Raw genomic sequence first — 22,664 nt, 5'->3', positions numbered from 1 at the left:
CGGTTCAGGTCACCGATCACGTCGCCCATGTAGTCTTCCGGAGTCTCGACTTCTACTTTCATGATCGGTTCGAGCAGAACCGGGTTGGCCTTCATGAAGCCAGCCTTAAAGGCCATGGAAGCAGCGATCTTGAACGCCAGTTCGGAAGAGTCGACATCGTGGTAGGAACCGAAGTGCAGGCGCACGCCCAGATCCATTACCGGATAACCTGCCAGCGGGCCGGACTTCAGCTGCTCGCGGATACCCTTGTCAACACCCGGGATGAACTCACCAGGAATGACGCCGCCCTTGATGTCGTTGACGAATTCGTAGGCTTTGCCTTCTTCCAGCGGGTACATGTCGATCACAACGTGACCGTACTGACCACGACCACCGGACTGCTTGGCGTGCTTACCTTCGATATCCTTGACGGTGTTACGAATGGTTTCACGGTAGGCAACCTGCGGCTTACCTACGTTCGCTTCTACCTTGAACTCGCGACGCATACGGTCAACGATGATGTCCAGGTGCAGCTCACCCATACCGGCGATGATGGTTTGGCCAGACTCTTCGTCAGTCCATACACGGAAGGACGGGTCTTCCTGAGCCAGACGGCCCAGAGCCAGGCCCATCTTCTCTTGGTCAGCCTTGGTTTTCGGCTCAACTGCGATGGAGATTACCGGTTCCGGGAATTCCATACGCTCGAGGATGATCGGCGCTTTTTCGTCACACAGGGTGTCACCGGTGGTCACGTCTTTCAGACCGATGGCGGCAGCGATATCGCCTGCGCGAACTTCTTTGATCTCTTCACGCTTGTTGGCGTGCATCTGAACGATACGGCCAAAACGCTCGCGCTTCTCTTTAACGGAGTTCAGCACGGAGTCACCGGAGTTAACCACACCGGAGTAAACGCGGAAGAAGGTCAGGTTGCCTACGAACGGGTCGGTAGCAATCTTGAATGCCAGAGCAGCAAACGGCTCGTCATCAGAAGCATGACGCTCGTCTTTGGTCTCGCCATCCAGCTTCAGACCGTCGATGGCTGCTACGTCGGTCGGAGCCGGCAGATAGTCAACCACGGCATCCAGCATGGCCTGTACGCCCTTGTTCTTGAACGCGGAGCCACAGGTAACCAGGATGATTTCGTTGTTCAGAACGCGCTGACGAAGAGCTTTCTTGATCTCTTCCTCGGTCAGTTCTTCACCACCCAGGTATTTTTCCATCAGGTCTTCAGACGCTTCAGCAGCGGCTTCAACCAGGGTCATGCGCATTTCTTGCGCTTTTTCCAGCAGCTCAGCCGGGACGTCTTCGTAATCGAAGGATACGCCCTGGTCAGCTTCGCTCCAGTTGATGGCTTTCATCTTGACCAGGTCGATAACGCCCTTGAAGTTCTCTTCTGAACCGATGTTCAGTTGCAGCGGAACCGGGTTACCTTTCAGACGGGTCTTGATGTGCTCAACGCAGCGCAGGAAGTTGGCACCGGTACGGTCCATCTTGTTGACGAACGCGATACGGGGAACCTTGTACTTGTTAGCCTGACGCCATACGGTTTCAGACTGTGGCTGTACGCCACCTACGGCACAGTACACCATCACGGCGCCATCCAGAACACGCATGGAACGCTCTACTTCGATAGTAAAGTCAACGTGGCCCGGGGTATCGATGATGTTGATACGGTGCGGTTGGAACTGTTTGCCCATACCGGACCAGAAAGCGGTGGTCGCGGCGGAGGTGATGGTGATACCACGCTCTTGTTCCTGTTCCATCCAGTCCATGGTGGCGGCGCCATCGTGAACTTCACCGATCTTGTGACTTACACCGGTGTAAAACAGAACGCGCTCGGTAGTAGTAGTCTTACCGGCGTCGATGTGAGCGGAGATACCGATATTACGATAACGCTCAATGGGGGTTGTACGAGCCATTGTCATCCTCTTACTAGGGCACTTGTCCCCAGATAATTAAAGGTGCGCAGAGCCAAAAGACCCTGCGCAAGCGGATTACCAGCGGAAGTGAGCGAAAGCCTTGTTCGCTTCAGCCATACGGTGTACGTCTTCACGTTTCTTGACAGACGAACCCTTATTGTCAGCGGCATCCAGCAGCTCGCCAGCCAAACGCTGAGCCATTGATTTTTCACCACGTTTACGAGCGGCATCAACCAACCAGCGCATTGCCAGGGCATTGCGGCGAACCGGACGAACTTCTACCGGTACCTGATAGGTTGCACCACCGACACGACGAGATTTAACCTCGACGGCCGGACGAATGTTGTCCAGGGCTTCTTCGAATACGGCCAGGTGCTCTTTGCCAGTCTTGGTGGCAATGATGTCCAGCGCGCCATATACGATGGCTTCGGAAACAGATTTCTTACCGTCAACCATTACTACGTTGACAAATTTAGCCAGCAGCTCTGATCCGAACTTGGGATCCGGCAGGATTTTACGCTGACCAACAACACGACGTCTTGGCATTTCAAATTCTCCGTAACTTCAGGGGTTACCCAAAACTAGAAAGTTATCTAACTAGAAACGAATTAACGTTTGGCCTTACTTAACGGAGAACCATTAAGCTTTCGGACGCTTCACGCCATACTTGGAGCGAGCCTGCTTACGGTCTTTAACACCGGCACAGTCCAACGCACCACGAACGGTGTGATAACGAACACCTGGCAAGTCTTTTACACGACCGCCACGGATCAGAACAACAGAGTGCTCTTGCAGGTTGTGACCTTCACCGCCGATGTAGGAGGTGACTTCGAAGCCGTTGGTCAGACGTACACGGCATACTTTACGCAGTGCAGAGTTAGGCTTCTTCGGGGTGGTGGTGTATACACGGGTGCACACGCCACGCTTCTGAGGGCACGCTTCCAGCGCCGGCACGTTGCTTTTCACAACGAGCTTGATGCGTGGCTTGCGAACCAACTGGTTAATAGTTGCCATCAAAAGGCTCCTGATAATGACTTCATAAACATGTGAAAAATCCTCCCCGCAGATACGGGGACGCGAAATTTTATGCCCTGTTGTCAAGGGAGTCAAGATTTATACAATCCGAGCCAGGAAAGGCAGTGAAGAGACCTTGAAAAATATCGATAACCGGCTGAAATAATTATATAAAACCGGCGGTCAGCCAGCCCAGGTCTGCGGCGAGCCTTTTTCCGCGATCAGAGCCACCAAGCCGGCCATGTCCAGATCCAACCCGATCCGTTGTTGCAATCCCCTCGCCTGCAGGTCTTCCCGCATGACATAGAGCGGCACTCCGGCCAACCGAGCACACCACTGAGGGGCCGTGGCAGCGACGACGGCATCCTGCATCAGCACCAGCACATCCTCCGGCTGGCGATAGGTCAGCGCCTGTTCCAGGTCCTGGCTCTGGAAGGGAGAGGTCAATATCAGCTGTATCATGGTCACCTCAAAAGCAGATGTGGGTAGCACAGGCATTCCACTGGTGCCGGATGTCGGTGCGGGACAGGCCGGTCACGGGGATCAGCAGGTCAGCCACCGTCAGGCCACGCTCGGCCAGCGAGTCGGTGCACACATAGACCTCCTCGATGTCGTAGAGCTCGAGCAGCTTGAAGGTCGGCGCATAGTGACGCTGCAAGATGGCCTGCGGCTGCTGCTCTCTGAGCAGTTGCAGCACACCATCTCCGATGAGGAACAGGGCCAGCGACTCGGTCATGGCCGAAGTGGCCAGCAGGGCATCCAGACCTTCCCGCCCGGCGGCGGTACCGTGTGGCCCGCGCCGGCAAATAAACGCTATCTTGTGCATGGCTGCCTCTTAAAACTGGACGAATCGATCGGCGGTCAGGCTGGCCTCCGCCAGCTGACCCAGGCCGCTCAGGCAAAATGGCGGCTCCAGGTTGAAGTGTGCCCTGCCCAGCCCCTTGGCCTCCTGCTCATCCAGCACACCGCGCCGCATGGCGGCGGCGACGCACACATCGATACGGATCCCTTGCTGGTTGGCCAGTTCACGCCACAGGGCGACCAGGTTGCTCTCATCGGAGGCGGGAGCATGCAACCCGTTGCCGTTGCAGACCCCATCCTGGTAGAAGAACAGGTGAGACAAGCGATGGCCCTGCTCGATGAGGCTCAAGGCAAAGCGATAGGCGGTGCTGGCCGACTGGGTGCCATAGGCGGGTCCCGTTACCAGCAGGGCAAAATTCAGACTCATATCCGGACTCCTGCGCATGTGTTCGTCCATTCTACGCCAAACACAAAAAAGCCCCTCCTGGGAGGGGCTCTTCGTGCAGCCTTGGATCAGACGTAAGCGATGGCTTCGACTTCAACCAGCACATCCTTCGGCAGGCGCGCCACTTCCACGCAGGAGCGGGCAGGAGCGGCTTCACCGAAGTAACGGGCATAAACCTGGTTGAAGGCAACAAAGTTGTTCATGTCGCTGAGGAAGCAGGTGGTCTTCAATACCTTGCCGGTATCGGCTCCCGCTTCCTTCAATACTGCAACCAGGTTCTTCATCACTTGCTCGGCCTGCGCTTCGATACCGCCAGCCACTATCTCCATGGTGGCCGGATCGAGCGGGATCTGCCCGGAAGTGAAGACCAGCTCGCCCAGTTTGGTGGCCTGAACATACGGGCCAATTGCGGCAGGAGCCTTGTCGGTTGCAATAACTTCTTTAGCCATTCTTGTCTATCCCCTTCTATGGCGCTTACTCGTTTTCGTCTTCACCCTGCTTGCGCTGTCGGATGTACAGATAAACGGTATGTTTGGAAATGTTCAGCTTGTCGGCGACCAGGTTGATCGAGTCCTTGATATCAAATATGCCCTTCTCGAACAGCTGGGTCACGATAAACCTGTTTTTAGCATTGTTGGCAACGGTCGGATCGCGGTTGATCTCGTCGATGGTGTTGTCCACCGTCTGGGCAACCAGCTCTTCCACACTGTTGGCAAAGGTCTCCGGCGACTGACGCTCGACTTGTTGCGGCGTCGGGAAAAATTCGGCGACGAACTCGTGAAAAGGCGCGTTGATGTGCAGGTTGATACATATGAGGCCAATCACCTGCTTGTCGCTATTCCTGATGGCGATGGTACTCGACTTCATCAGGGCACCGGTACGGCTGCGAGCAAAATAGCTCTGGGTGTAATCCTGGCCGGTATTCTCGATGTCCTTGAGCATACGCAGCGCGAGATCGGTAATGGGGGCCCCCTCATTCCGTCCCGTATTGAACCCGTTGGCAATCTTGATCACGGACTCGTGCAGATTTTCCAGGGAGTGAAGCACCACTTCACAGTGCTTGCCGAACAACTCGGCCAAGCCATCGATCAGCCCATCGTATGAGCGCAACAATTCCCTGTCTTCGTCTGTAAAAGTGCGACCGATCAGTTGCTCTTCGGGAAGCATCACTTCCTCGATACCGACAGTCATGTTCTACCCCTGTAATACCCATTCAACTTTCCCGAGTTTTCAGTTGCGAGGGGGCAATGTCAACTTTTTTTGATTTTTTACTCTGCAACCTTGCTCTGGATCATCCGAATATCCGCGTGGCGTCTGGCTTTGACGAGAAAATCGACAATAAAAAAGGGCCCCATGAAGGGGCCCTTTTCATTCGCTACAGCGGAAGATTACTCTTCGTCAAAACTGCCGGCTGCGTTGAGCAGATCCGCCAGGTTTTGCTGAGCTTCATCGGCAGTCACCTGCGGCACACCAACAGCACGGGCTGCGGCGGCACGCTGGTTGATCCGGCCGTGGTGGTAGGCAAAGCCAGTACCAGCCGGGATCAGACGACCCACGATCACGTTCTCTTTCAGGCCACGCAGTTCGTCACGCTTGCCGCCAACGGCCGCTTCGGTCAGAACACGGGTGGTTTCCTGGAAGGAAGCCGCGGAGATGAAGGACTCGGTGCTCAGAGATGCCTTGGTAATACCCATCAGGATGTGACGGAAGGTGGCCGGGGTCTTGCCCTCAGCAACCAGCTTACGGTTGGCAATCTTCACGCGAGCCACTTCAACCTGTTCGCCTTCGATCAGGTCGGTGTCGCCGGCGCTCAGGATCTCGCACTTGCGCAGCATCTGACGCACGATGACTTCGATGTGCTTGTCGTTGATCTTAACGCCTTGCAGACGATAAACGTCCTGCACTTCGTTGGCGATGTAGTTGGCGACCGGGCTGATACCGCGCAGACGCAGAATGTCGTGAGCAGACTCAGGACCGTCCGCCAGCACTTCACCCTTCTCAACTTTTTCACCTTCGAACACGTTCAGGTTACGCCACTTCGGAATCATCTCCTCGTAGACATCGCCACCATCGGTCGGGGTGATGACCAGACGGCGTTTGCCCTTGGTCTCTTTCCCGAAGGAGATGGTACCGGAGATCTCGGCCAGAATTGCCGGTTCCTTCGGTTGACGTGCTTCGAACAGATCCGCAACGCGCGGCAGACCACCGGTGATGTCCTTGGTACCGCCGGACTCTTGCGGGATACGCGCTACCGCGTCACCCACGCCCACGTTGGCACCATCTTCCAGGTTCACGATTGCCTTGCCCGGCAGGAAATACTGGGCGGCGACATCGGTACCCGGGATCATCACGTCCTTGCCGTTCAGGTCGACCAGTTTCACGGTCGGACGCATCTCTTTACCGGCGCTCGGACGCTCGTTGACATCCAGCACGACGATGGAGGAGAGACCGGTCAGCTCGTCGGTCTGACGAGTGATGGTCACGCCATCGATCATGTGTTCGAAGTGCAGACGACCCGCTACTTCGGTGATGATCGGGTGAGTGTGCGGATCCCAGTTGGCGACGGTTTCACCGGCGTTCACGGCCTGGCCATCTTTCACTTCCAGCACGGAACCGTAAGGCAGCTTGTGGCTTTCCTTGGTACGGCCCATCTCGTCCATGATGGTCAGTTCGGTAGAACGGGAGGTGATAACCAGTTTGTCATCGCTGTTGTGAACGAACTTGGCGTTCTGCAGCTTGATGCTACCGGTGTTCTTGACCTGGATGCTGCTCTCGGCAGCGGCACGGGATGCGGCACCACCGATGTGGAAGGTACGCATCGTCAGCTGGGTACCCGGCTCACCGATGGACTGGGCGGCGATAACACCGACAGCCTCACCCTTGTTAACCAGGTGACCACGGGCCAGATCACGGCCGTAGCAGTGAGCACAGTTACCGAAGTCGGTCTCACAGGTGATGGCAGAACGTACCTTCACGCGGTCAACAGAGTTGCGCTCCAGCAGGTCACACAGCTGCTCGTCGAGCAGGGTGTTGCGTGCTACCAGCACTTCGTCTTCAGTACCCGGCTTGATCACGTCATCGGCAACCACACGGCCCAGCACGCGCTCACGCAGCGGTTCGACCACGTCGCCACCTTCGATCAGCGGAGTCATCCACAGACCTTCGGTAGTGCCGCAATCGTCCTCGGTGATCACCATGTCCTGTGCCACGTCAACCAGACGACGAGTCAGGTAACCGGAGTTCGCAGTCTTCAGTGCGGTATCCGCCAGACCCTTACGAGCACCGTGAGTGGAGATGAAGTACTGCAGTACGTTCAGACCTTCGCGGAAGTTCGCGACGATCGGGGTCTCGATGATGGAGCCATCCGGCTTGGCCATCAGGCCACGCATACCGGCCAGCTGACGGATCTGGGCTGCGGAACCCCGCGCACCAGAGTCGGCCATCATGAAGATGCTGTTGAACGAGGCTTGCTCTTCTTCTTCACCCAGCGAGTTGACGTTACGCTCTTTGGACAAGTTCTCCATCATGGCCTTGGAGACGCGCTCGTTGGCGCTGGCCCAGATATCGATAACCTTGTTGTAGCGTTCGCCCGCGGTCACCAGACCGGACAGGAACTGGTCCTGGATCTCGGCAACTTCGGCTTCGGCTGCGGCGATGATGTCTTTCTTGGCATCCGGGATGACCATGTCATCGATACCAACAGAAGCACCGGACAGGGCCGCATAGTGGAAACCGGTATACATCAGCTGGTCAGCGAAGATGACGGTGTCCTTCAGACCCTGCTTGCGATAGCAGGTGTTCAGCAGACGGGAGATGAGCTTTTTGCCCAGCGCCTTGTTGGATACGGATTTGATCCAGTTCTGCGGGTTGGCATCCAGGTCAGCCTGCTCTGCAGCAGTCAGCACCTTCGGCTCGTCGATCAGCGCGTATTCCATGCCTTTCGGCAGGATCAGGCTCAGGATCGCACGACCAACGGTGGTGTTCTTCATCTCGGTGTGAGCACGCAGCGAACCGTCTTCCTGACGCAGGTATTCGGTGATGCGAACTTTCACGCGAGCATGCAGATCGGCCAGACCGGCGCGGTATACCTTCTCGGCTTCTTTCGGGCCGGACAGCACCATACCTTCGCCCTTGGCGTTGATACGGGCGCGGGTCATGTAGTACAGACCCAAGACCACGTCCTGAGACGGAACGATGATCGGCTCACCGGAGGCAGGCGACAGGATGTTGTTGGTGGACATCATCAGCGCGCGCGCTTCCAGCTGGGCTTCCAGGGTCAGCGGTACGTGGACCGCCATCTGGTCACCATCGAAGTCCGCGTTATAGGCGGCACAGACGAGCGGGTGCAGCTGGATGGCCTTGCCTTCGATCAGGGTCGGTTCAAACGCCTGGATACCCAGACGGTGCAGGGTCGGTGCACGGTTCAGCAGCACCGGGTGTTCGCGGATCACTTCGTCCAGGATGTCCCAAACGACAGCTTCTTCGCGCTCCACCATCTTCTTGGCGGCCTTGATGGTGGTCGCCAGACCGCGGGATTCCAGCTTGCCATAGATGAACGGCTTGAACAGCTCCAGCGCCATCTTCTTCGGCAGACCGCACTGATGCAGACGCAGCGTCGGACCTACGGTGATAACGGAACGACCGGAGTAGTCGACACGCTTACCGAGCAGGTTCTGACGGAAACGACCTTGCTTACCCTTGATCATGTCGGCCAAGGATTTCAGCGGGCGCTTGTTGGAGCCGGTGATGGCACGGCCACGACGGCCGTTGTCCAGCAGGGCATCGACGGACTCTTGCAGCATGCGCTTTTCGTTGCGCACGATGATGTCCGGAGCAGCCAGGTCCAGCAGGCGCTTCAAGCGGTTGTTACGGTTGATCACGCGACGGTACAGATCGTTCAGATCGGAGGTCGCGAAACGGCCGCCGTCCAGCGGTACCAGCGGACGCAGGTCCGGCGGCAGCACGGGCAGCACTGTCATGATCATCCACTCCGGCTTGTTGCCGGACTGCAGGAAGGCTTCCATCAGCTTCAGGCGCTTGGTGGTCTTCTTGCGCTTGGTCTCGGAGTTGGTCTGATCCAGCTCTTCGCGCATGGTGCGCACTTCGCCTTCCAGATCGATGGCGCGCAGCAATGCCAGGATTGCTTCGGCACCCATCTTGGCGTCGAATTCGTCGCCCCACTCTTCCAGTGCGTCCAGGTACTGCTCTTCGGACAGCATTTGGCTGCGCTCGAGGTTGGTCATGCCGGGTTCGATCACTACATAGGATTCGAAATACAGCACGCGCTCGATGTCACGCAGGGTCATGTCCAGCAGCAGACCGATACGGGACGGCAGGGACTTCAGGAACCAGATGTGGGCAGTCGGGCTGGCCAGCTCGATGTGGCCCATACGCTCACGACGGACCTTGGTCTGGGTCACTTCTACGCCGCACTTCTCACAGATCACACCACGGTGTTTCAGGCGCTTGTACTTGCCGCACAGACACTCGTAGTCCTTCACCGGTCCGAAGATACGGGCGCAGAACAGACCATCACGTTCCGGCTTGAAAGTCCGGTAGTTGATGGTCTCAGGCTTTTTGACCTCACCGAATGACCAGGAGCGGATCATGTCAGGAGAGGCCAGACCGATCTTGATACTGTCAAACTCTTCGGTCTTGGTCTGAGCCTTCAAAAACTTGAGTAAGTCTTTCACGTGTTTCCCCTGTCAGGAGTCTAACCTCGGCGCCCCTACTGCCGAAACAGCGGGGCGCCCACGTCAATTCTCGAACAATAAGAGCGAGCTCTTACTCTTCGTCCAGCTCGATGTTGATACCCAGAGAGCGGATTTCCTTCAGCAATACGTTGAAGGATTCGGGCATGCCCGGCTCCATACGGTGGTCGCCATCCACGATGTTCTTGTACATCTTGGTACGGCCGTTCACATCGTCAGACTTGACGGTCAGCATCTCCTGCAGGGTATATGCCGCACCGTAAGCCTCCAGGGCCCACACTTCCATCTCACCGAAACGCTGACCACCGAACTGTGCCTTACCACCCAGCGGCTGCTGGGTAACCAGGCTGTAAGAACCGGTAGAACGCGCGTGCATCTTGTCGTCTACCAGGTGGTTCAGCTTCAGCATGTACATGTAACCCACGGTGACCTTACGCTCGAAGGCGTTACCGGTACGACCGTCGAACAGGGCGATCTGACCGGATTCCGGCAGGTCGGCCAGCTTCAGCAGGGCCTTGATTTCACGCTCTTTGGCGCCATCAAAGACCGGCGTAGCGACCGGCAGACCCTTGCGCAGGTTACCGACCAGGGTACGTACGTCGTCGTCGGACAGCTCGGCCACGTTCACTTGCTGGGTGTCTTTCTCGCCCAGGTCATAGACCTGTTGCAGGAAGTCACGCATCTCGTGCAGTTCGCGCTGTTCCTTGACCATGCGGTCGATCTTCTCGCCGATACCCTTGGCCGCGAGGCCCAAGTGCACTTCGAGGATCTGACCGATGTTCATACGGGACGGTACGCCCAACGGGTTCAGAACGATGTCGACCGGACGGCCGTACTCGTCATGGGGCATATCCTCGACCGGACAGATCTTGGAGATAACACCCTTGTTACCGTGACGACCCGCCATCTTGTCACCCGGCTGGATGCGACGCTTGACGGCCAGATAGACCTTGACGATCTTCAGTACGCCCGGCGCCAGGTCATCGCCCTGGATGATCTTGCGACGCTTGTTCTCGAATTTCTTGTCGAACTCAGCCTTCAGCTCAACGTGCTGTTCAGCGATCTGTTCCAGCTCGATTTGCTTGGCTTCATCTTCGATGGCCAGTTCAAACCACTTGGAGCGATCGAGCTTGTTCAGACGGTCTTCGCTGTAGCCGGCGGCCAGCAGCAGGTTGCGGGAGCGGCCGAAAATGCCGTCTTCCAGGATCTTGAACTCTTCGGTCAAGTCCTTCTTCGCTTCCTTCAGCTGCATCTCTTCGATTTCTTTGGCGCGCTTGTCTTTTTCCACGCCATCGCGGGTAAAGACCTGCACGTCAACCACGGTACCGTAAACACCGTTCGGCACACGCAGGGAAGAGTCCTTCACGTCGGACGCCTTCTCACCGAAGATGGCGCGCAGCAGCTTCTCTTCCGGCGTCAGCTGGGTTTCACCTTTCGGCGTTACCTTACCGACCAGAATGTCGCCGCCCTTCACTTCGGCACCCACGTAGACGATACCGGACTCGTCCAGCTTGGACAGAGCGGCTTCACCCACGTTCGGGATGTCAGCAGTGATCTCTTCCGGACCCAGCTTGGTGTCACGGGAGATACAGGCCAGTTCCTGGATGTGAATGGTGGTCAGGCGATCTTCCTGAACAACACGCTCGTTCACCAGGATCGAGTCTTCGAAGTTGTAACCGTTCCACGGCATGAACGCGACGCGCAGGTTCTGACCCAGCGCCAGTTCACCCAGGTCGGTGGACGGGCCGTCAGCCAGCACGTCGCCCGCCATCACCGGCTCGCCCAACATCACGCACGGACGCTGGTTGATACAGGTGTTCTGGTTGGAACGGGTGTATTTGGTCAGGCTGTAGATGTCGATGCCGGCTTCGCCAGGCAGCAGCTCATCTTCGTTGACCTTGATAACGATACGGGAGGCATCGACGTAGTCGATCATGCCGCCACGCTTGGCCACTACGGTAACACCGGAGTCAACGGCCACAGCGCGTTCCATACCGGTACCAACCAGCGGCTTGTCGGCGCGCAGAGTCGGTACAGCCTGACGTTGCATGTTTGAACCCATCAATGCGCGGTTCGCGTCATCGTGTTCCAGGAACGGGATCAGGGCCGCTGCCACAGATACGATCTGCTGCGGGCTCACGTCCATATACTGGATCTGGTCGGCGTTCATAAAGGTGGATTCACCTTTGTGACGGCACGGGATCAATTCATCTTTCAGACGGCCATCTTCGGTGGTCGCGGCGTTAGCCTGTGCGATCACGTACTTGCCTTCTTCAATAGCAGACAGATAGTCCACTTCGTCGGTGATCACACCGTCAATGACCTTGCGGTACGGGGTCTCAAGGAAACCGTACTCGTTGGTACGAGAGTACACGGACAGCGAGTTGATCAGACCGATGTTCGGACCTTCAGGCGTTTCGATGGGGCACAGACGACCGTAGTGGGTCGGGTGTACGTCTCGAACTTCAAAGCCGGCACGCTCACGAGTCAAACCGCCCGGGCCCAGCGCGGAAATACGACGCTTGTGGGTCACTTCGGACAGCGGGTTGTTCTGGTCCATGAACTGGGACAGTTGGCTGGAACCAAAGAACTCTTTGACTGCGGCGGAGATCGGCTTGGCGTTGATCAGATCCTGCGGCATCAGGGTGTCCAGGTCGCCCAGGGAGAGACGCTCCTTGACCGCACGCTCGACACGCACCAGACCGACGCGGAACTGGTTTTCAGCCATTTCACCGACAGAACGGATACGACGGTTACCCAGGTGGTCGATATCATCCACCTCGTCATTGCCGTTACGGATGTCGATCAGGCGCTTCATCACATCGACGATGTCGTCTTTGGTCAAAGTACCCACGCCGGTCTCGTCTTCACGGGCCAGACGGCGGTTGAACTTCATCCGACCTACGGTAGACAGGTCGTAACGCTCGGAAGAGAAGAACAGGTTCTCGAACAGCTGTTCTGCGGCTTCGCGAGTCGGCGGCTCACCCGGACGCATCATGCGATAGATTTCGACCAGTGCTTCCAGGCGGCTGGAGCTGGAGTCGATACGCAGGGTCTCGGACATGTAGGCACCGTGATCCAGTTCATTGGTGAACAGAACCTCGAAGTGCTTGAAGCCGGCTTGGGAGAGGTTGGCTACCGCTTCCAGGCTCAGCGCCTGGTTGGCAGTCACTACCATCTCGCCAGTTTGCGGATGTGCGTAGTCCTTGGCAGCAACCTTGCCAACAACATACTCAACCGGTACCTCAATCTGGGTAACGGAATCTTTTTCCAACTGACGGATGTGACGCGCAGTCACTCGACGACCGGTCTCAACCACCACGGCGCCATTGGCCACGATGTCAAAGGTCGCAGTTTCACCACGCAGGCGCTCCGGCACCAGATCCATCATCAACTTGCCATCTTTGACTTCGAAACCGATGGTTTCGAAGAAGGTGGCCAGAATCTGTTCGGAACTGAAATCCAGGGCACGCAGAATAATGGATGCCGGCAGTTTACGACGACGGTCGATACGGACAAACAGGTTGTCTTTCGCATCGAACTCGAAGTCCAGCCAGGAGCCACGGTAGGGAATAACGCGCGCGTTATACAGCACCTTACCGGATGAATGTGTTTTGCCTTTATCGTGGTCGAAGAAGACGCCCGGGCTACGATGCAGCTGGGAGACGATTACCCGCTCGGTACCGTTGATAACAAAGGTGCCGTTCTCGGTCATGAGCGGAATTTCGCCCATGTATACTTCTTGTTCCTTGATGTCTTTGACGGTGCCGGCAGCTGCTTCACGGTCGTACAGAACCATACGAAGCTTGACACGCAGCGGCGCGGAGTAGGTCACTCCACGGATCTGGCATTCTTTTACGTCAAATACCGGCTCACCCAGGCGATAGCTGACATACTGAAGCTCAGCACTACCGGAGTAACTGGTGATCGGGAAAACGCTACGGAAAGCGGCCTCTAGGCCATATTCACCTTCCGGGTCAGCCTCGATGAACTGCTTGAAGGAGTCCAGCTGAATGGACAACAGATAAGGCGTGTCCAGTACCTGGTCTCGCTTACCGAAGTCCTTACGAATGCGTTTTTTTTCGGTATAAGAGTAAACCATAGGGTTCCTCAGCTCGCTGATAAGTGACCCACTCTGTCCCACGGGACAGCTCTGTCTCAACACCGTTTTGTGTTGGCCCGGACGAATGAAAACAGTCCGGATTGCTGGTGCACCGAGAGTCGTAAACGGTGTGAAATGCTCTCAGTCTACAGCGCAAAAAGGCTGGTGAACAAAAATTCACCAGCCCTAGCCTGTTTTATCAGGCCAATCTACATAAATGCAGATTATTTGATCTCAACAGAAGCACCGGCAGCTTCCAGCTCTTTCTTCAGAGCTTCAGCTTCGTCTTTGGAGACGGCTTCTTTCAGGTTAGCCGGAGCAGCTTCTACCAGGTCTTTGGCTTCTTTCAGGCCCAGACCGGTGGCGCCACGAACGGCTTTGATGACAGCAACTTTGTTGGCACCGGCAGCAGTCAGAACTACGTCGAACTCGGTCTTCTCTTCTACTGCTTCAGCGGCCGGACCGGCAGCAACAGCAACAGCGGCAGAAACACCGAACTTCTCTTCCATAGCTTCGATCAGCTCAACAACTTCCATTACGGACATGGAAGCAACGGCTTCGATAATTTGGTCTTTAGTGATAGACATGACAAAAATTCCTGATGTTGAATAAACTCAAACAGCCTAAATAGGCGAGAATCAAGCAGCAGCTTGCTTCTGATCACGCACAGCAGCGATGGTACGAACCAGCTTGCCAGCAGAGGCTTCCTTCATGGTAGCCATCAACTTCGCAATTGCTTCGTCGTAGGTCGGCAGCGTGGCCAGACGATCAATTTGTGCTGCGGCGATAAACTCACCGTTAAAAGCGCCAGCCTTGATTTCGAACTTTTGGTTCGCTTTGGCAAACTCTTTGAACAGACGAGCGGCAGCGCCCGGGTGTTCGTTAGAGAAAGCAATCAAGGTAGGACCAGACAATACGTCGTTCAGGCAACCGAATTCGGTACCTTCAACTGCGCGACGCAGCAGGGTGTTACGCACAACGCGCATGTACACACCGGCTTCACGAGCAGATTTACGCAGGCTGGTCATCTTCTCTACAGTCACGCCGCGAGAATCGGCTACAACTGCAGAAAGAGCGCCTTTGGCAGCTTCGTTGACTTCAGCAACAATTGCCTTTTTGTCTTCGAGTCCCAATGCCATTGGCTTAACTCCTGGATTGAATCCGGGTCTAGTTTGACCCAGTACTGACACATCCCCCCTACCTTTACAACAGAGGGGAACGATGCGGTAGCAGGATTCCAGAAGAGAAAGAAATCTTTCTCGCTGGGTTTCCGGCACCGTCTACGCAGGAAGGATTAAGGCCTTGCAGCCACCTGCGGTCTTGGACGGAGGTCGAAACCCCCAACCAATCAAGGCGCAAAATTATAGATTAAATTTTGCGCCTTGTAAAATCCATCAATTAGGCCTGAGCTTCCAGAGAAGCTTGGTCTACGGCAACACCGGCACCCATGGTGGTGGAGATGCTGACTTTCTTGATGAATACACCCTTGGCGGAAGACGGCTTGGCCTTTTTCAGGGCAACCAGCAGAGCTTCCAAGTTTTCTTTCAGCTGAACTTCGTTGAAAGAAACCTTGCCCAGAGTGGTGTGAATGATACCGTTCTTGTCATTACGGTAACGAACCTGACCAGCCTTGGCGTTCTTGACGGCTTCGGCAACGTTAGGAGTTACAGTACCAACTTTCGGGTTCGGCATCAGACCGCGCGGACCCAGGATTTGACCCAGCTGACCAACAACGCGCATGGCATCCGGGGATGCGATAACTACGTCGAAGTTCATCTCGCCTTTCTTGACCAGATCGGCCAGCTCGTCCATACCAACCAGTTCAGCACCGGCAGCTTTGGCAGCTTCGGCGTTGGCACCTTGGGTGAATACGGCTACGCGTACTTCACGACCGGTACCGTGCGGCAGTACAGTTGCACCACGTACGTTTTGGTCGGATTTACGAGCATCGATACCCAGGTTAACGGCAACGTCAACGCTTTCAACGAACTTGGCAGTAGCCAGTTCTTTCAGCAGGGCAATGGCTTCGTTGATGGAGTACTCTTTGGTACCGTCAACTTTTTCGCGAATAACGCGCATACGCTTGGAAAGTTTTGCCATTGTCTTAATCCTCCACTACCAGGCCCATGGAACGAGCGGAGCCGGCGATGCAACGTACTTTTGCATCCAGATCGGCACCGGTCATATCCGGCTCTTTGGTCTTGGCGATTTCTTGCAGCTGAGCCACAGTCACCTTACCAACCTTGTCTTTGTTCGGCTTGGCAGAACCAGACTGGATACCAGCAGCTTTCTTCAGCAGGAAGGAAGCGGGCGGAGTCTTGGTTTCGAAGGTGAAGGAACGGTCACTGTAAACGGTGATCACGACCGGAGTCGGTGAGCCTTTTTCCAGCTTTTCTGTACGGGCGTTGAACGCCTTACAGAATTCCATGATGTTCACACCGTGCTGACCCAGAGCAGGACCAACGGGAGGGCTGGGGTTAGCACTGCCAGCCTTAACTTGCAGCTTGATATAAGCTGTGACTTTCTTAGCCATTACAAAAATACCTCAGAAATGGGTTCTAACGCCTCGGAGACATGCTCCTGCAAACGGCTCCCCAACTAATAAAGGGGCAGCGAATTATAATGACATTCGCAGCCCCTGACAACCGTTAACGAACAGAGTTTAATCAGCCCTTTTCGACCTGACCAAAATCCAGCTCTACCGGCGTAGAACGACCGAAGATCAAAACGGAGACCTTCACGCGGCTCTTTTCGTAGTCCACCTCTTCAACGGTACCGTTGAAGTCGGCGAACGGACCATCGGCAACCCGCACCATTTCACCCGGTTCAAACAGGGTTTTCGGACGCGGCTTGTCGTGGGCATCTTGCAGACGATTGAGGATGGCATCCGCTTCTTTATCAGAGATAGGAGCAGGACGATCAGAGGTGCCACCAATGAAGCCCATGACGCGCGGTACGTTGCGTACCAGGTGCCATGTGGTCTCATCCATGATCATCTGAACCAGGACGTAGCCCGGGAAAAACTTGCGCTCACTCTTGCGCTTCTGGCCAGCGCGCATCTCGACCACTTCTTCGGTCGGGACCAGCACTTCACCGAACATGTCTTCCATGCCATGCATCTTGATATGTTCACGCAGGGATTTGGCAACACGGCCTTCATAGCCGGAAAACGCCTGCACCACATACCATCTCATACGTTGTTCACGTTGTTCAGTCATGGCTTATCCTTACACACCGGTAATCAGGTTGACCAACCAGACCAAGGCACCGTCCAGAATGAACAGCAACAGCCCCATCACGGCAGTCACCGCCAGCACAATCAGGGTTGTCTGAATGGCTTCCTGGCGGGTCGGCCATACGACCTTGCGGACTTCCAGGCGAGACTCACGGGCAAATGCCAGTGTCGCCTTTCCCTTGGTGGTTTGCAGGGCTACTGCACCGGCAGCAGCAATGACAACGACCACACCCAGGGCGCGGACGGCAGCGACGACATCGTTGAGCAGGTAATTACCCACTACAGCGGCCGCCAGGATAATGAAAACCAGGCCCCAAAGCAGGGTATCCTTGCTTCCGCCCTGGCTCTCAGAACTAACACTCATACAACCCACCTGTATCTGACGTAACCAAAGACACAAAAGCCCCGTACGAGACGAGGTATATGGCAGGGGCGGCAGGACTCGAACCCGCAACCATCGGTTTTGGAGACCGCTGTTCTACCAATTCGAACTACGCCCCTGCATAAGAAAGCCCCTATTATAGGGGCTTTGCTTTATTTATGTAAGCCAAAGATTAAGCGATAACTTTAGCTACAACACCAGCACCTACGGTACGGCCACCTTCACGGATGGCGAAACGCAGGCCGTCGTCCATCGCGATCGGCGCAATCAGGGTAACAACCATCTTGATGTTGTCGCCCGGCATTACCATCTCTACGCCTTCCGGCAGTTCGATGGTACCGGTCACGTCGGTTGTACGGAAGTAGAACTGCGGACGGTAGCCTTTGAAGAACGGGGTATGACGACCACCTTCTTCTTTGGACAGTACGTACACTTCAGATTCAAACTTGGTGTGCGGCTTGATGGTGCCCGGCTTGGCCAGTACCTGACCACGCTCTACGTCTTCACGCTTCACGCCACGCAGCAGTGCACCGATGTTCTCGCCTGCACGACCTTCGTCCAGCAGTTTGCGGAACATTTCAACGCCGGTACAGGTGGTCTTGGTGGTATCTTTGATACCCACGATTTCCACTTCTTCACCAACTTTGACGATACCGCGCTCTACACGACCGGTTACTACGGTACCACGGCCAGCGATGGAGAATACGTCTTCGATAGGCATCAGGAACGGCAGGTCGATGGCACGCTCCGGCTCCGGAATGTAGGTGTCCAGGTGGCCAGCCAGTTCCAGGATCTTCTCTTCCCACTGAGCTTCGCCTTCCAGCGCTTTCAGTGCGGAACCACGGACTACCGGCAGGTCATCACCCGGGAAGTCGTACTCGGACAGCAGTTCGCGAACTTCCATCTCGACCAGTTCCAGCAGCTCTTCGTCATCTACCATGTCACACTTGTTCATGAACACGATGATGTACGGAACGCCTACCTGACGACCCAGCAGGATGTGCTCACGAGTCTGCGGCATCGGGCCGTCAGTCGCTGCTACTACCAGGATCGCGCCGTCCATCTGGGCAGCACCGGTGATCATGTTTTTAACGTAGTCGGCGTGACCCGGGCAGTCTACGTGTGCGTAGTGGCGGGTAGCGGTGTCGTATTCTACGTGGGAGGTGTTGATGGTGATACCACGCTCACGCTCTTCCGGTGCCTTGTCGATCTGGTCGAAGGCGAAAGCCTTACCACCGAAGTGCTTGGCCAGCACGTTGGTGATAGCGGCAGTCAGGGTGGTTTTACCGTGGTCAACGTGGCCGATGGTACCCACGTTAACGTGCGGTTTATTACGCTCAAATTTTTCTTTAGACATGATCGTCCCTCTAAACTAACGCTGAGTACGCGGTGGCAAGCTAACCACAGAACAGTTTATATGATGGATTTGAATCTGGTGGGGAAGAGAGGCTGGTGCTGACAGGCAGGTTCGATTGCCGAACTCACCCTAAGGTGTGGCTCTGCTATCGCCTGAGCCGTATCAGCATCTTGGAGCGGGCAGCGGGAATCGAACCCGCATCATCAGCTTGGAAGGCTGAGGTAATAGCCATTATACGATGCCCGCATTTCTCTAACCCAAAGAACTCAAACCGCAGAGAAATATGGTGGAGGGAGAAGGATTCGAACCTTCGAAGGCAGAGCCGTCAGATTTACAGTCTGATCCCTTTGGCCGCTCGGGAACCCCTCCAGTTGCATAAATGCCACAACGGTAATTCTGCTTGCACCCGTTGTTTTATCGCTTTTGCCGAGCAAATAGACGACAGACATCTAAGCGTCGCGCATTTTATGGTAAGCATTTTGGGGATGCAACCATTGCGCCTTGCAAAATGTGCATTATTGCCGGGAACCAGGCAAAAAAGGACTCACTCTCCGCTCGAAACCGTCGCTTCTCTTGTCGCTCCCCACCCCTTGGTGTATGGTCGCCCTGCCCAAGAAACAGTGATGACACCATGACGACAGAGCATAACCCCTATCTGCAATTCACCCGCGAACAATGGGCGTTATTGCGCGACTCGGTCCCTTTGACCCTGACCGAGCACGATCTGCAGACCCTGCGCGGGATCAATGAAAAGGTGTCATTGCAGGAGGTGGAAGAGATCTACCTGCCCCTCTCCCGCCTGCTCAACCTCTACGTCAAGGCCAAGCAGCGCCGCAGCCGGGTACTGGAACAGTTTCTCGGTCAGTCCCGCGGCAAGGGTACCTACATCATCAGCATCGCCGGCAGCGTGGCGGGGGGCAAGAGCACCACGGCGCGCATCATGCAGGCATTGCTGGAGCGCTGGCCGGAACACCCGCGGGTGGAGCTGGTCACCACCGACGGCTTTCTCTATCCCAACAAGGTGCTGGAAGAGCGCGGCTTGATGCGCCGCAAGGGCTTCCCGGAATCCTACGACATCCGTCATCTGGTGGAATTTGTCGCCAACATCCGCGCCGGCCACGAAAAGGTCGAAGCGCCTGTCTACTCCCACCTTATCTACGACATCATCCCTGACGAGAAGAAGGTGGTGGAGCAGCCGGACATCCTGATCCTCGAAGGGCTCAATGTACTGCAGAGCGGCATGGATTACCCGCAGGAGCCTCACCGGGTCTTCGTCTCCGATTTCGTCGACTTCTCCATCTATGTGGATGCCGAGGCCGAACTGCTACGCACCTGGTATATCGAGCGCTTCCTCAAGTTTCGCAGCGGTGCCTTCTCGGATCCGGACTCCTATTTCCACCACTACGCCAAACTGGCGGAGAGCGAAGCGACCAAGATCGCCAACAACATCTGGCAAGATATCAACTATCTGAATTTGAAAGAGAACATACTGCCGACCCGGGAACGGGCCAACCTGATCCTGACCAAGGGCAACGAGCACGCCATCGAGCAGATCAAACTGCGCAAGTAGCGGCTACCAACACGAATCACAATGAAGAGGGGGCCCGCAGGCCCCCTCTTCTATTCATGACGATCGCCACTGCCTTCAGTCGCCCCGGCGCAGGGAGATCTCGCCGCCCAGGTAGAACTTGATCCCCTCTGCGGTCTCCAGCCGCAGGGCGCCGCGATCATCGATGCCGCGCGCCACGCCGCGGATCTCCTGCTCGCCCATCAGCAGCCGCACCGGCCGGCCGGCGAAGTGATCGAGCCGGTTCCAGTCCGCCACGAAACTGGCGAGACCACTCTGTTCGAAGGTGAGCATGGCCTGCTGCAGGTGATCGAGCACCCGGCCGGCCAGCAGATTGCGGTCTACCAGTTCCGGCTGGATGTGGCGCAGTTCGGACCAGGCCTGATCGATCCGCTCTCCCTCCCGGCTCGGCATCGCCAGATTGAGGCCGACCCCGATCACCAGATGGCAGCTGGCTCCGGCACTGCCGCTCATCTCCACCAGAATGCCCGCCAGTTTGCGGCCCTGATAGTAGAGGTCATTCGGCCATTTCAGCTCCACCCCCGGATAACCGAGGGATTCCAGCGCCTGCACCACGGCCACGCCGACCGCCAGACTCAGTCCCATGGCAGCGGCCATACCCTGCTCGAGCCGCCAGTACATGCTGAGGATCAGCTGGCACCCGAAGGGGGAGACCCAGGGCTTGCCGCGCCGGCCACGACCGGCGGTCTGGCACTCGGCCAGACAGCTCTCGCCGGAGCTCAGCTGGTTGACCCGCTCCAGCAGGTACTGGTTGGTGGAGTCGATGACCGGAAAGCAGTGTACCGGCGCCATGGGTGCCAACGCCTGCAACTGCGCCTCGTCATAGAGCGCCATCGGCACCGCCAGCCGATAACCCTTGCCGGTCAGGCTGAACAAGTCCAGCCCCAGCTCCTTGAGCGCGGCCATGTGCTTGCTGACCGCCGCCCGGCTGATGCCGAGCTGCTCACCCAGCTGTTCACCGGAGTGAAACTGGCCGTCGCTGAGCAGGGTGATCAGGGTCTGTCTGATGGGGGTCAGGGTCATGAGAGCACCTCGTCGAGCCAAGTTTCACCGCTGCGCCCCATGAAACGCACCTCGTGTTCCAGCAGCACGCCGAACTTCTGCTCCACGCTGTCGCGTACGTGAGCCGCCAGGGCGATCAGCTCCATGGCGCTGGCACCGCCCAGGTTGACCAGCACCAGGGCCTGCTCCTGATGCACGGCAGCGCGGCCGATGGCAAACCCCTTGAGGCCGCACTGATCGATGAGCCAGCCCGCGGCCAGCTTGGCCTGCCCGTCAGCGGTCGGGTAACAGGGCATGTGAGGATATTGCTGCTTGAGCCGGTCGGCCTGCGCCGCCGTCACCACGGGGTTCTTGAAGAAGCTGCCGGCATTGCCGAGCACGGCCGGATCCGGCAGCTTGGCCATGCGGGTGGCGCAGACGGTATCGAAGATGGCCTGCGCCGTGGGCTGCTCACCGAGCGCGGCCAGTGGGCCATAACCCGCCACCGGCTGCCAGGCCTTGGCGAGGCGCAGCCCGACGGCGGTGATGAAGTGGCTGTCCTGACAGGCGTGCTTGAAGATGCTGTCGCGATAGCCAAATCCGCAGGCGGCCGCCTCGATGCGCTCCAGCTGGCCGCTCTGCCAGTTGAACGCCTCCACATAGGCGCAGACGCTGGCCAGCTCGACCCCGTAGGCGCCGATATTCTGCACCGGGGCGGCCCCGACCGTGCCCGGGATCAGCGCCAGGTTCTCGAGCCCGAACCAGCCCTGCTGCAGGCTATGGCACACCAGCTCATGCCAGTTCTCGCCGGCCGCCACGTGCAGCAACCAGTGATCCCCCTCGTCGTGCAGCGTTATCCCCTTGAGCCGGTTGAGCACTACGACACCGGCGAAGTCATCGCAAAACAGCACGTTGCTGCCACCGCCCAGCACCAGCCGCGGCTGGCCGGCCAGCTCGGGGTTGGCTACCAGTTGCAGCAGATCGTCGATCCGTTCCACTTCGGCCAGCCAGCGGCAGCGGGCATCGAGGGCGAGGGTGTTGAGCGTCAACAAGGAGGCGTAAGGGGTGAGTTTCATCTGCGTGTCCCGACAATGGCAAGCGGGCAGTCTACCTTATATTGCCGCCGGACGAAAAATCCGCCCCCCTTTTC

20 protein-coding genes and 3 tRNA genes (1 of these 23 cut by a window edge) are annotated in these 22,664 nt (G+C 56.9%); 1 reads left to right on the top strand and 22 read right to left on the bottom strand.

The window, feature by feature from the left end; translation table 11 throughout:
• The 20 genes from fusA to ACPW75_RS22530 all read right to left on the bottom strand — a co-directional run.
• Positions 1 to 1,898 carry the 5' portion of an elongation factor G gene (gene fusA / locus ACPW75_RS22625; protein WP_425904371.1) on the bottom strand. The gene continues 208 nt to the left of window position 1, outside the view, so the window shows 1,898 of its 2,106 coding nt (coding positions 1–1,898); the start codon lies at positions 1,896 to 1,898; the stop codon falls past the left edge of the window.
• 75 nt (positions 1,899 to 1,973) lie between these two features.
• Positions 1,974 to 2,444 (bottom strand): 30S ribosomal protein S7, encoded by a 471-nt coding sequence (gene rpsG, locus ACPW75_RS22620; RefSeq protein WP_005306266.1) that lies wholly within the window; start codon positions 2,442 to 2,444, stop codon positions 1,974 to 1,976.
• A 93-nt stretch (positions 2,445 to 2,537) separates the two neighbouring features.
• A complete protein-coding gene (rpsL, locus tag ACPW75_RS22615) occupies positions 2,538 to 2,912 on the bottom strand; it encodes a 30S ribosomal protein S12 (RefSeq protein WP_005306278.1) in 375 nt (124 codons plus the stop codon).
• A 183-nt stretch (positions 2,913 to 3,095) separates the two neighbouring features.
• Positions 3,096 to 3,374, bottom strand: a complete 279-nt coding sequence (gene tusB, locus ACPW75_RS22610) for a sulfurtransferase complex subunit TusB (protein ID WP_024945207.1) — start codon at positions 3,372 to 3,374, stop codon at positions 3,096 to 3,098.
• A gap of 7 nt (positions 3,375 to 3,381) precedes the next feature.
• On the bottom strand, positions 3,382 to 3,738 hold the full coding sequence (gene tusC / locus ACPW75_RS22605; protein ID WP_077097789.1) for a sulfurtransferase complex subunit TusC: 357 nt from the start codon (positions 3,736 to 3,738) through the stop codon (positions 3,382 to 3,384).
• A gap of 9 nt (positions 3,739 to 3,747) precedes the next feature.
• Positions 3,748 to 4,140 (bottom strand): sulfurtransferase complex subunit TusD, encoded by a 393-nt coding sequence (tusD, locus tag ACPW75_RS22600; RefSeq protein ID WP_016352263.1) that lies wholly within the window; start codon positions 4,138 to 4,140, stop codon positions 3,748 to 3,750.
• A gap of 86 nt (positions 4,141 to 4,226) precedes the next feature.
• Complete coding sequence (locus ACPW75_RS22595; protein WP_016352264.1) at positions 4,227 to 4,607, bottom strand: RidA family protein; 381 nt, start codon at positions 4,605 to 4,607, stop codon at positions 4,227 to 4,229.
• 25 nt (positions 4,608 to 4,632) lie between these two features.
• Complete coding sequence (locus ACPW75_RS22590; RefSeq protein WP_005306294.1) at positions 4,633 to 5,349, bottom strand: helix-turn-helix transcriptional regulator; 717 nt, start codon at positions 5,347 to 5,349, stop codon at positions 4,633 to 4,635.
• 197 nt (positions 5,350 to 5,546) lie between these two features.
• On the bottom strand, positions 5,547 to 9,851 hold the full coding sequence (rpoC, locus tag ACPW75_RS22585) for a DNA-directed RNA polymerase subunit beta' (RefSeq protein WP_011707700.1): 4,305 nt from the start codon (positions 9,849 to 9,851) through the stop codon (positions 5,547 to 5,549).
• A gap of 91 nt (positions 9,852 to 9,942) precedes the next feature.
• Positions 9,943 to 13,971 carry a DNA-directed RNA polymerase subunit beta gene (gene rpoB / locus ACPW75_RS22580; RefSeq protein ID WP_010635847.1) on the bottom strand — a complete coding sequence of 1,343 codons (4,029 nt, stop codon included), beginning with the start codon at positions 13,969 to 13,971 and terminating at the stop codon, positions 9,943 to 9,945.
• Positions 13,972 to 14,195: 224 nt separating this feature from the next.
• Entirely contained in the window at positions 14,196 to 14,558 is a 363-nt protein-coding gene (rplL, locus tag ACPW75_RS22575; RefSeq protein ID WP_005341840.1) for a 50S ribosomal protein L7/L12, read from the bottom strand.
• Positions 14,559 to 14,609: 51 nt separating this feature from the next.
• Complete coding sequence (rplJ, locus tag ACPW75_RS22570) at positions 14,610 to 15,110, bottom strand: 50S ribosomal protein L10 (protein WP_016352265.1); 501 nt, start codon at positions 15,108 to 15,110, stop codon at positions 14,610 to 14,612.
• A 259-nt stretch (positions 15,111 to 15,369) separates the two neighbouring features.
• Complete coding sequence (rplA, locus tag ACPW75_RS22565; RefSeq protein WP_016352266.1) at positions 15,370 to 16,071, bottom strand: 50S ribosomal protein L1; 702 nt, start codon at positions 16,069 to 16,071, stop codon at positions 15,370 to 15,372.
• A 4-nt stretch (positions 16,072 to 16,075) separates the two neighbouring features.
• Positions 16,076 to 16,504: a 50S ribosomal protein L11 gene (gene rplK, locus ACPW75_RS22560; RefSeq protein WP_016352267.1), complete on the bottom strand. Its 429-nt coding sequence runs from the start codon at positions 16,502 to 16,504 to the stop codon at positions 16,076 to 16,078.
• A gap of 133 nt (positions 16,505 to 16,637) precedes the next feature.
• Positions 16,638 to 17,189 (bottom strand): transcription termination/antitermination protein NusG, encoded by a 552-nt coding sequence (nusG, locus tag ACPW75_RS22555; RefSeq protein WP_005306318.1) that lies wholly within the window; start codon positions 17,187 to 17,189, stop codon positions 16,638 to 16,640.
• Positions 17,190 to 17,198: 9 nt separating this feature from the next.
• The gene (secE, locus tag ACPW75_RS22550) at positions 17,199 to 17,570 is read right to left on the bottom strand and encodes a preprotein translocase subunit SecE (RefSeq protein WP_011707705.1); all 372 of its coding nucleotides are present in this window, start codon (positions 17,568 to 17,570) and stop codon (positions 17,199 to 17,201) included.
• A 60-nt stretch (positions 17,571 to 17,630) separates the two neighbouring features.
• A tRNA-Trp gene (locus ACPW75_RS22545) sits at positions 17,631 to 17,707 on the bottom strand.
• Positions 17,708 to 17,760: 53 nt separating this feature from the next.
• Positions 17,761 to 18,945, bottom strand: a complete 1,185-nt coding sequence (tuf, locus tag ACPW75_RS22540; protein ID WP_011707694.1) for an elongation factor Tu — start codon at positions 18,943 to 18,945, stop codon at positions 17,761 to 17,763.
• 171 nt (positions 18,946 to 19,116) lie between these two features.
• Positions 19,117 to 19,191 (bottom strand) — tRNA-Gly (locus ACPW75_RS22535).
• A 38-nt stretch (positions 19,192 to 19,229) separates the two neighbouring features.
• Positions 19,230 to 19,314 (bottom strand) — tRNA-Tyr (locus tag ACPW75_RS22530).
• 262 nt (positions 19,315 to 19,576) lie between these two features.
• Between ACPW75_RS22530 and coaA the strand changes: the two genes are divergently transcribed.
• The gene (gene coaA / locus ACPW75_RS22525; RefSeq protein ID WP_011707706.1) at positions 19,577 to 20,515 is read left to right on the top strand and encodes a type I pantothenate kinase; all 939 of its coding nucleotides are present in this window, start codon (positions 19,577 to 19,579) and stop codon (positions 20,513 to 20,515) included.
• Positions 20,516 to 20,590: 75 nt separating this feature from the next.
• Here the strand turns inward: coaA and birA are convergent, their stop codons facing one another.
• Positions 20,591 to 21,556 carry a bifunctional biotin--[acetyl-CoA-carboxylase] ligase/biotin operon repressor BirA gene (gene birA, locus ACPW75_RS22520; RefSeq protein WP_024945204.1) on the bottom strand — a complete coding sequence of 322 codons (966 nt, stop codon included), beginning with the start codon at positions 21,554 to 21,556 and terminating at the stop codon, positions 20,591 to 20,593.
• Positions 21,553 to 22,590: a UDP-N-acetylmuramate dehydrogenase gene (gene murB, locus ACPW75_RS22515; protein ID WP_190283834.1), complete on the bottom strand. Its 1,038-nt coding sequence runs from the start codon at positions 22,588 to 22,590 to the stop codon at positions 21,553 to 21,555. The genes birA and murB overlap by 4 nt, the downstream gene beginning before the upstream one ends.
• Between the last annotated feature and the right edge of the window lie 74 nt (positions 22,591 to 22,664).

This window comes from Aeromonas sp. FL131 (assembly GCF_049860615.1).
Taxonomy (GTDB): Bacteria; Pseudomonadota; Gammaproteobacteria; order Enterobacterales; family Aeromonadaceae; genus Aeromonas; species Aeromonas hydrophila.
This window is presented reverse-complemented; position numbering and strand designations above follow the sequence as displayed.

Bases quoted from the DNA above. Each gene is read 5' to 3' on its own strand.
- rpsG (WP_005306266.1), bottom strand. From the start codon at position 2,444: ATGCCAAGACGTCGTGTTGTTGGTCAGCGTAAAATCCTGCCGGATCCC.
- rpsL (WP_005306278.1), bottom strand. From the start codon at position 2,912: ATGGCAACTATTAACCAGTTGGTTCGCAAGCCACGCATCAAGCTCGTT.
- tusB (WP_024945207.1), bottom strand. From the start codon at position 3,374: ATGATACAGCTGATATTGACCTCTCCCTTCCAGAGCCAGGACCTGGAA.
- tusC (WP_077097789.1), bottom strand. From the start codon at position 3,738: ATGCACAAGATAGCGTTTATTTGCCGGCGCGGGCCACACGGTACCGCC.
- tusD (WP_016352263.1), bottom strand. From the start codon at position 4,140: ATGAGTCTGAATTTTGCCCTGCTGGTAACGGGACCCGCCTATGGCACC.
- ACPW75_RS22595 (WP_016352264.1), bottom strand. From the start codon at position 4,607: ATGGCTAAAGAAGTTATTGCAACCGACAAGGCTCCTGCCGCAATTGGC.
- ACPW75_RS22590 (WP_005306294.1), bottom strand. From the start codon at position 5,349: ATGACTGTCGGTATCGAGGAAGTGATGCTTCCCGAAGAGCAACTGATC.
- rpoB (WP_010635847.1), bottom strand. From the start codon at position 13,971: ATGGTTTACTCTTATACCGAAAAAAAACGCATTCGTAAGGACTTCGGT.
- rplL (WP_005341840.1), bottom strand. From the start codon at position 14,558: ATGTCTATCACTAAAGACCAAATTATCGAAGCCGTTGCTTCCATGTCC.
- rplJ (WP_016352265.1), bottom strand. From the start codon at position 15,110: ATGGCATTGGGACTCGAAGACAAAAAGGCAATTGTTGCTGAAGTCAAC.
- rplA (WP_016352266.1), bottom strand. From the start codon at position 16,071: ATGGCAAAACTTTCCAAGCGTATGCGCGTTATTCGCGAAAAAGTTGAC.
- rplK (WP_016352267.1), bottom strand. From the start codon at position 16,504: ATGGCTAAGAAAGTCACAGCTTATATCAAGCTGCAAGTTAAGGCTGGC.
- nusG (WP_005306318.1), bottom strand. From the start codon at position 17,189: ATGACTGAACAACGTGAACAACGTATGAGATGGTATGTGGTGCAGGCG.
- secE (WP_011707705.1), bottom strand. From the start codon at position 17,570: ATGAGTGTTAGTTCTGAGAGCCAGGGCGGAAGCAAGGATACCCTGCTT.
- tuf (WP_011707694.1), bottom strand. From the start codon at position 18,945: ATGTCTAAAGAAAAATTTGAGCGTAATAAACCGCACGTTAACGTGGGT.
- coaA (WP_011707706.1), top strand. From the start codon at position 19,577: ATGACGACAGAGCATAACCCCTATCTGCAATTCACCCGCGAACAATGG.
- birA (WP_024945204.1), bottom strand. From the start codon at position 21,556: ATGACCCTGACCCCCATCAGACAGACCCTGATCACCCTGCTCAGCGAC.
- murB (WP_190283834.1), bottom strand. From the start codon at position 22,590: ATGAAACTCACCCCTTACGCCTCCTTGTTGACGCTCAACACCCTCGCC.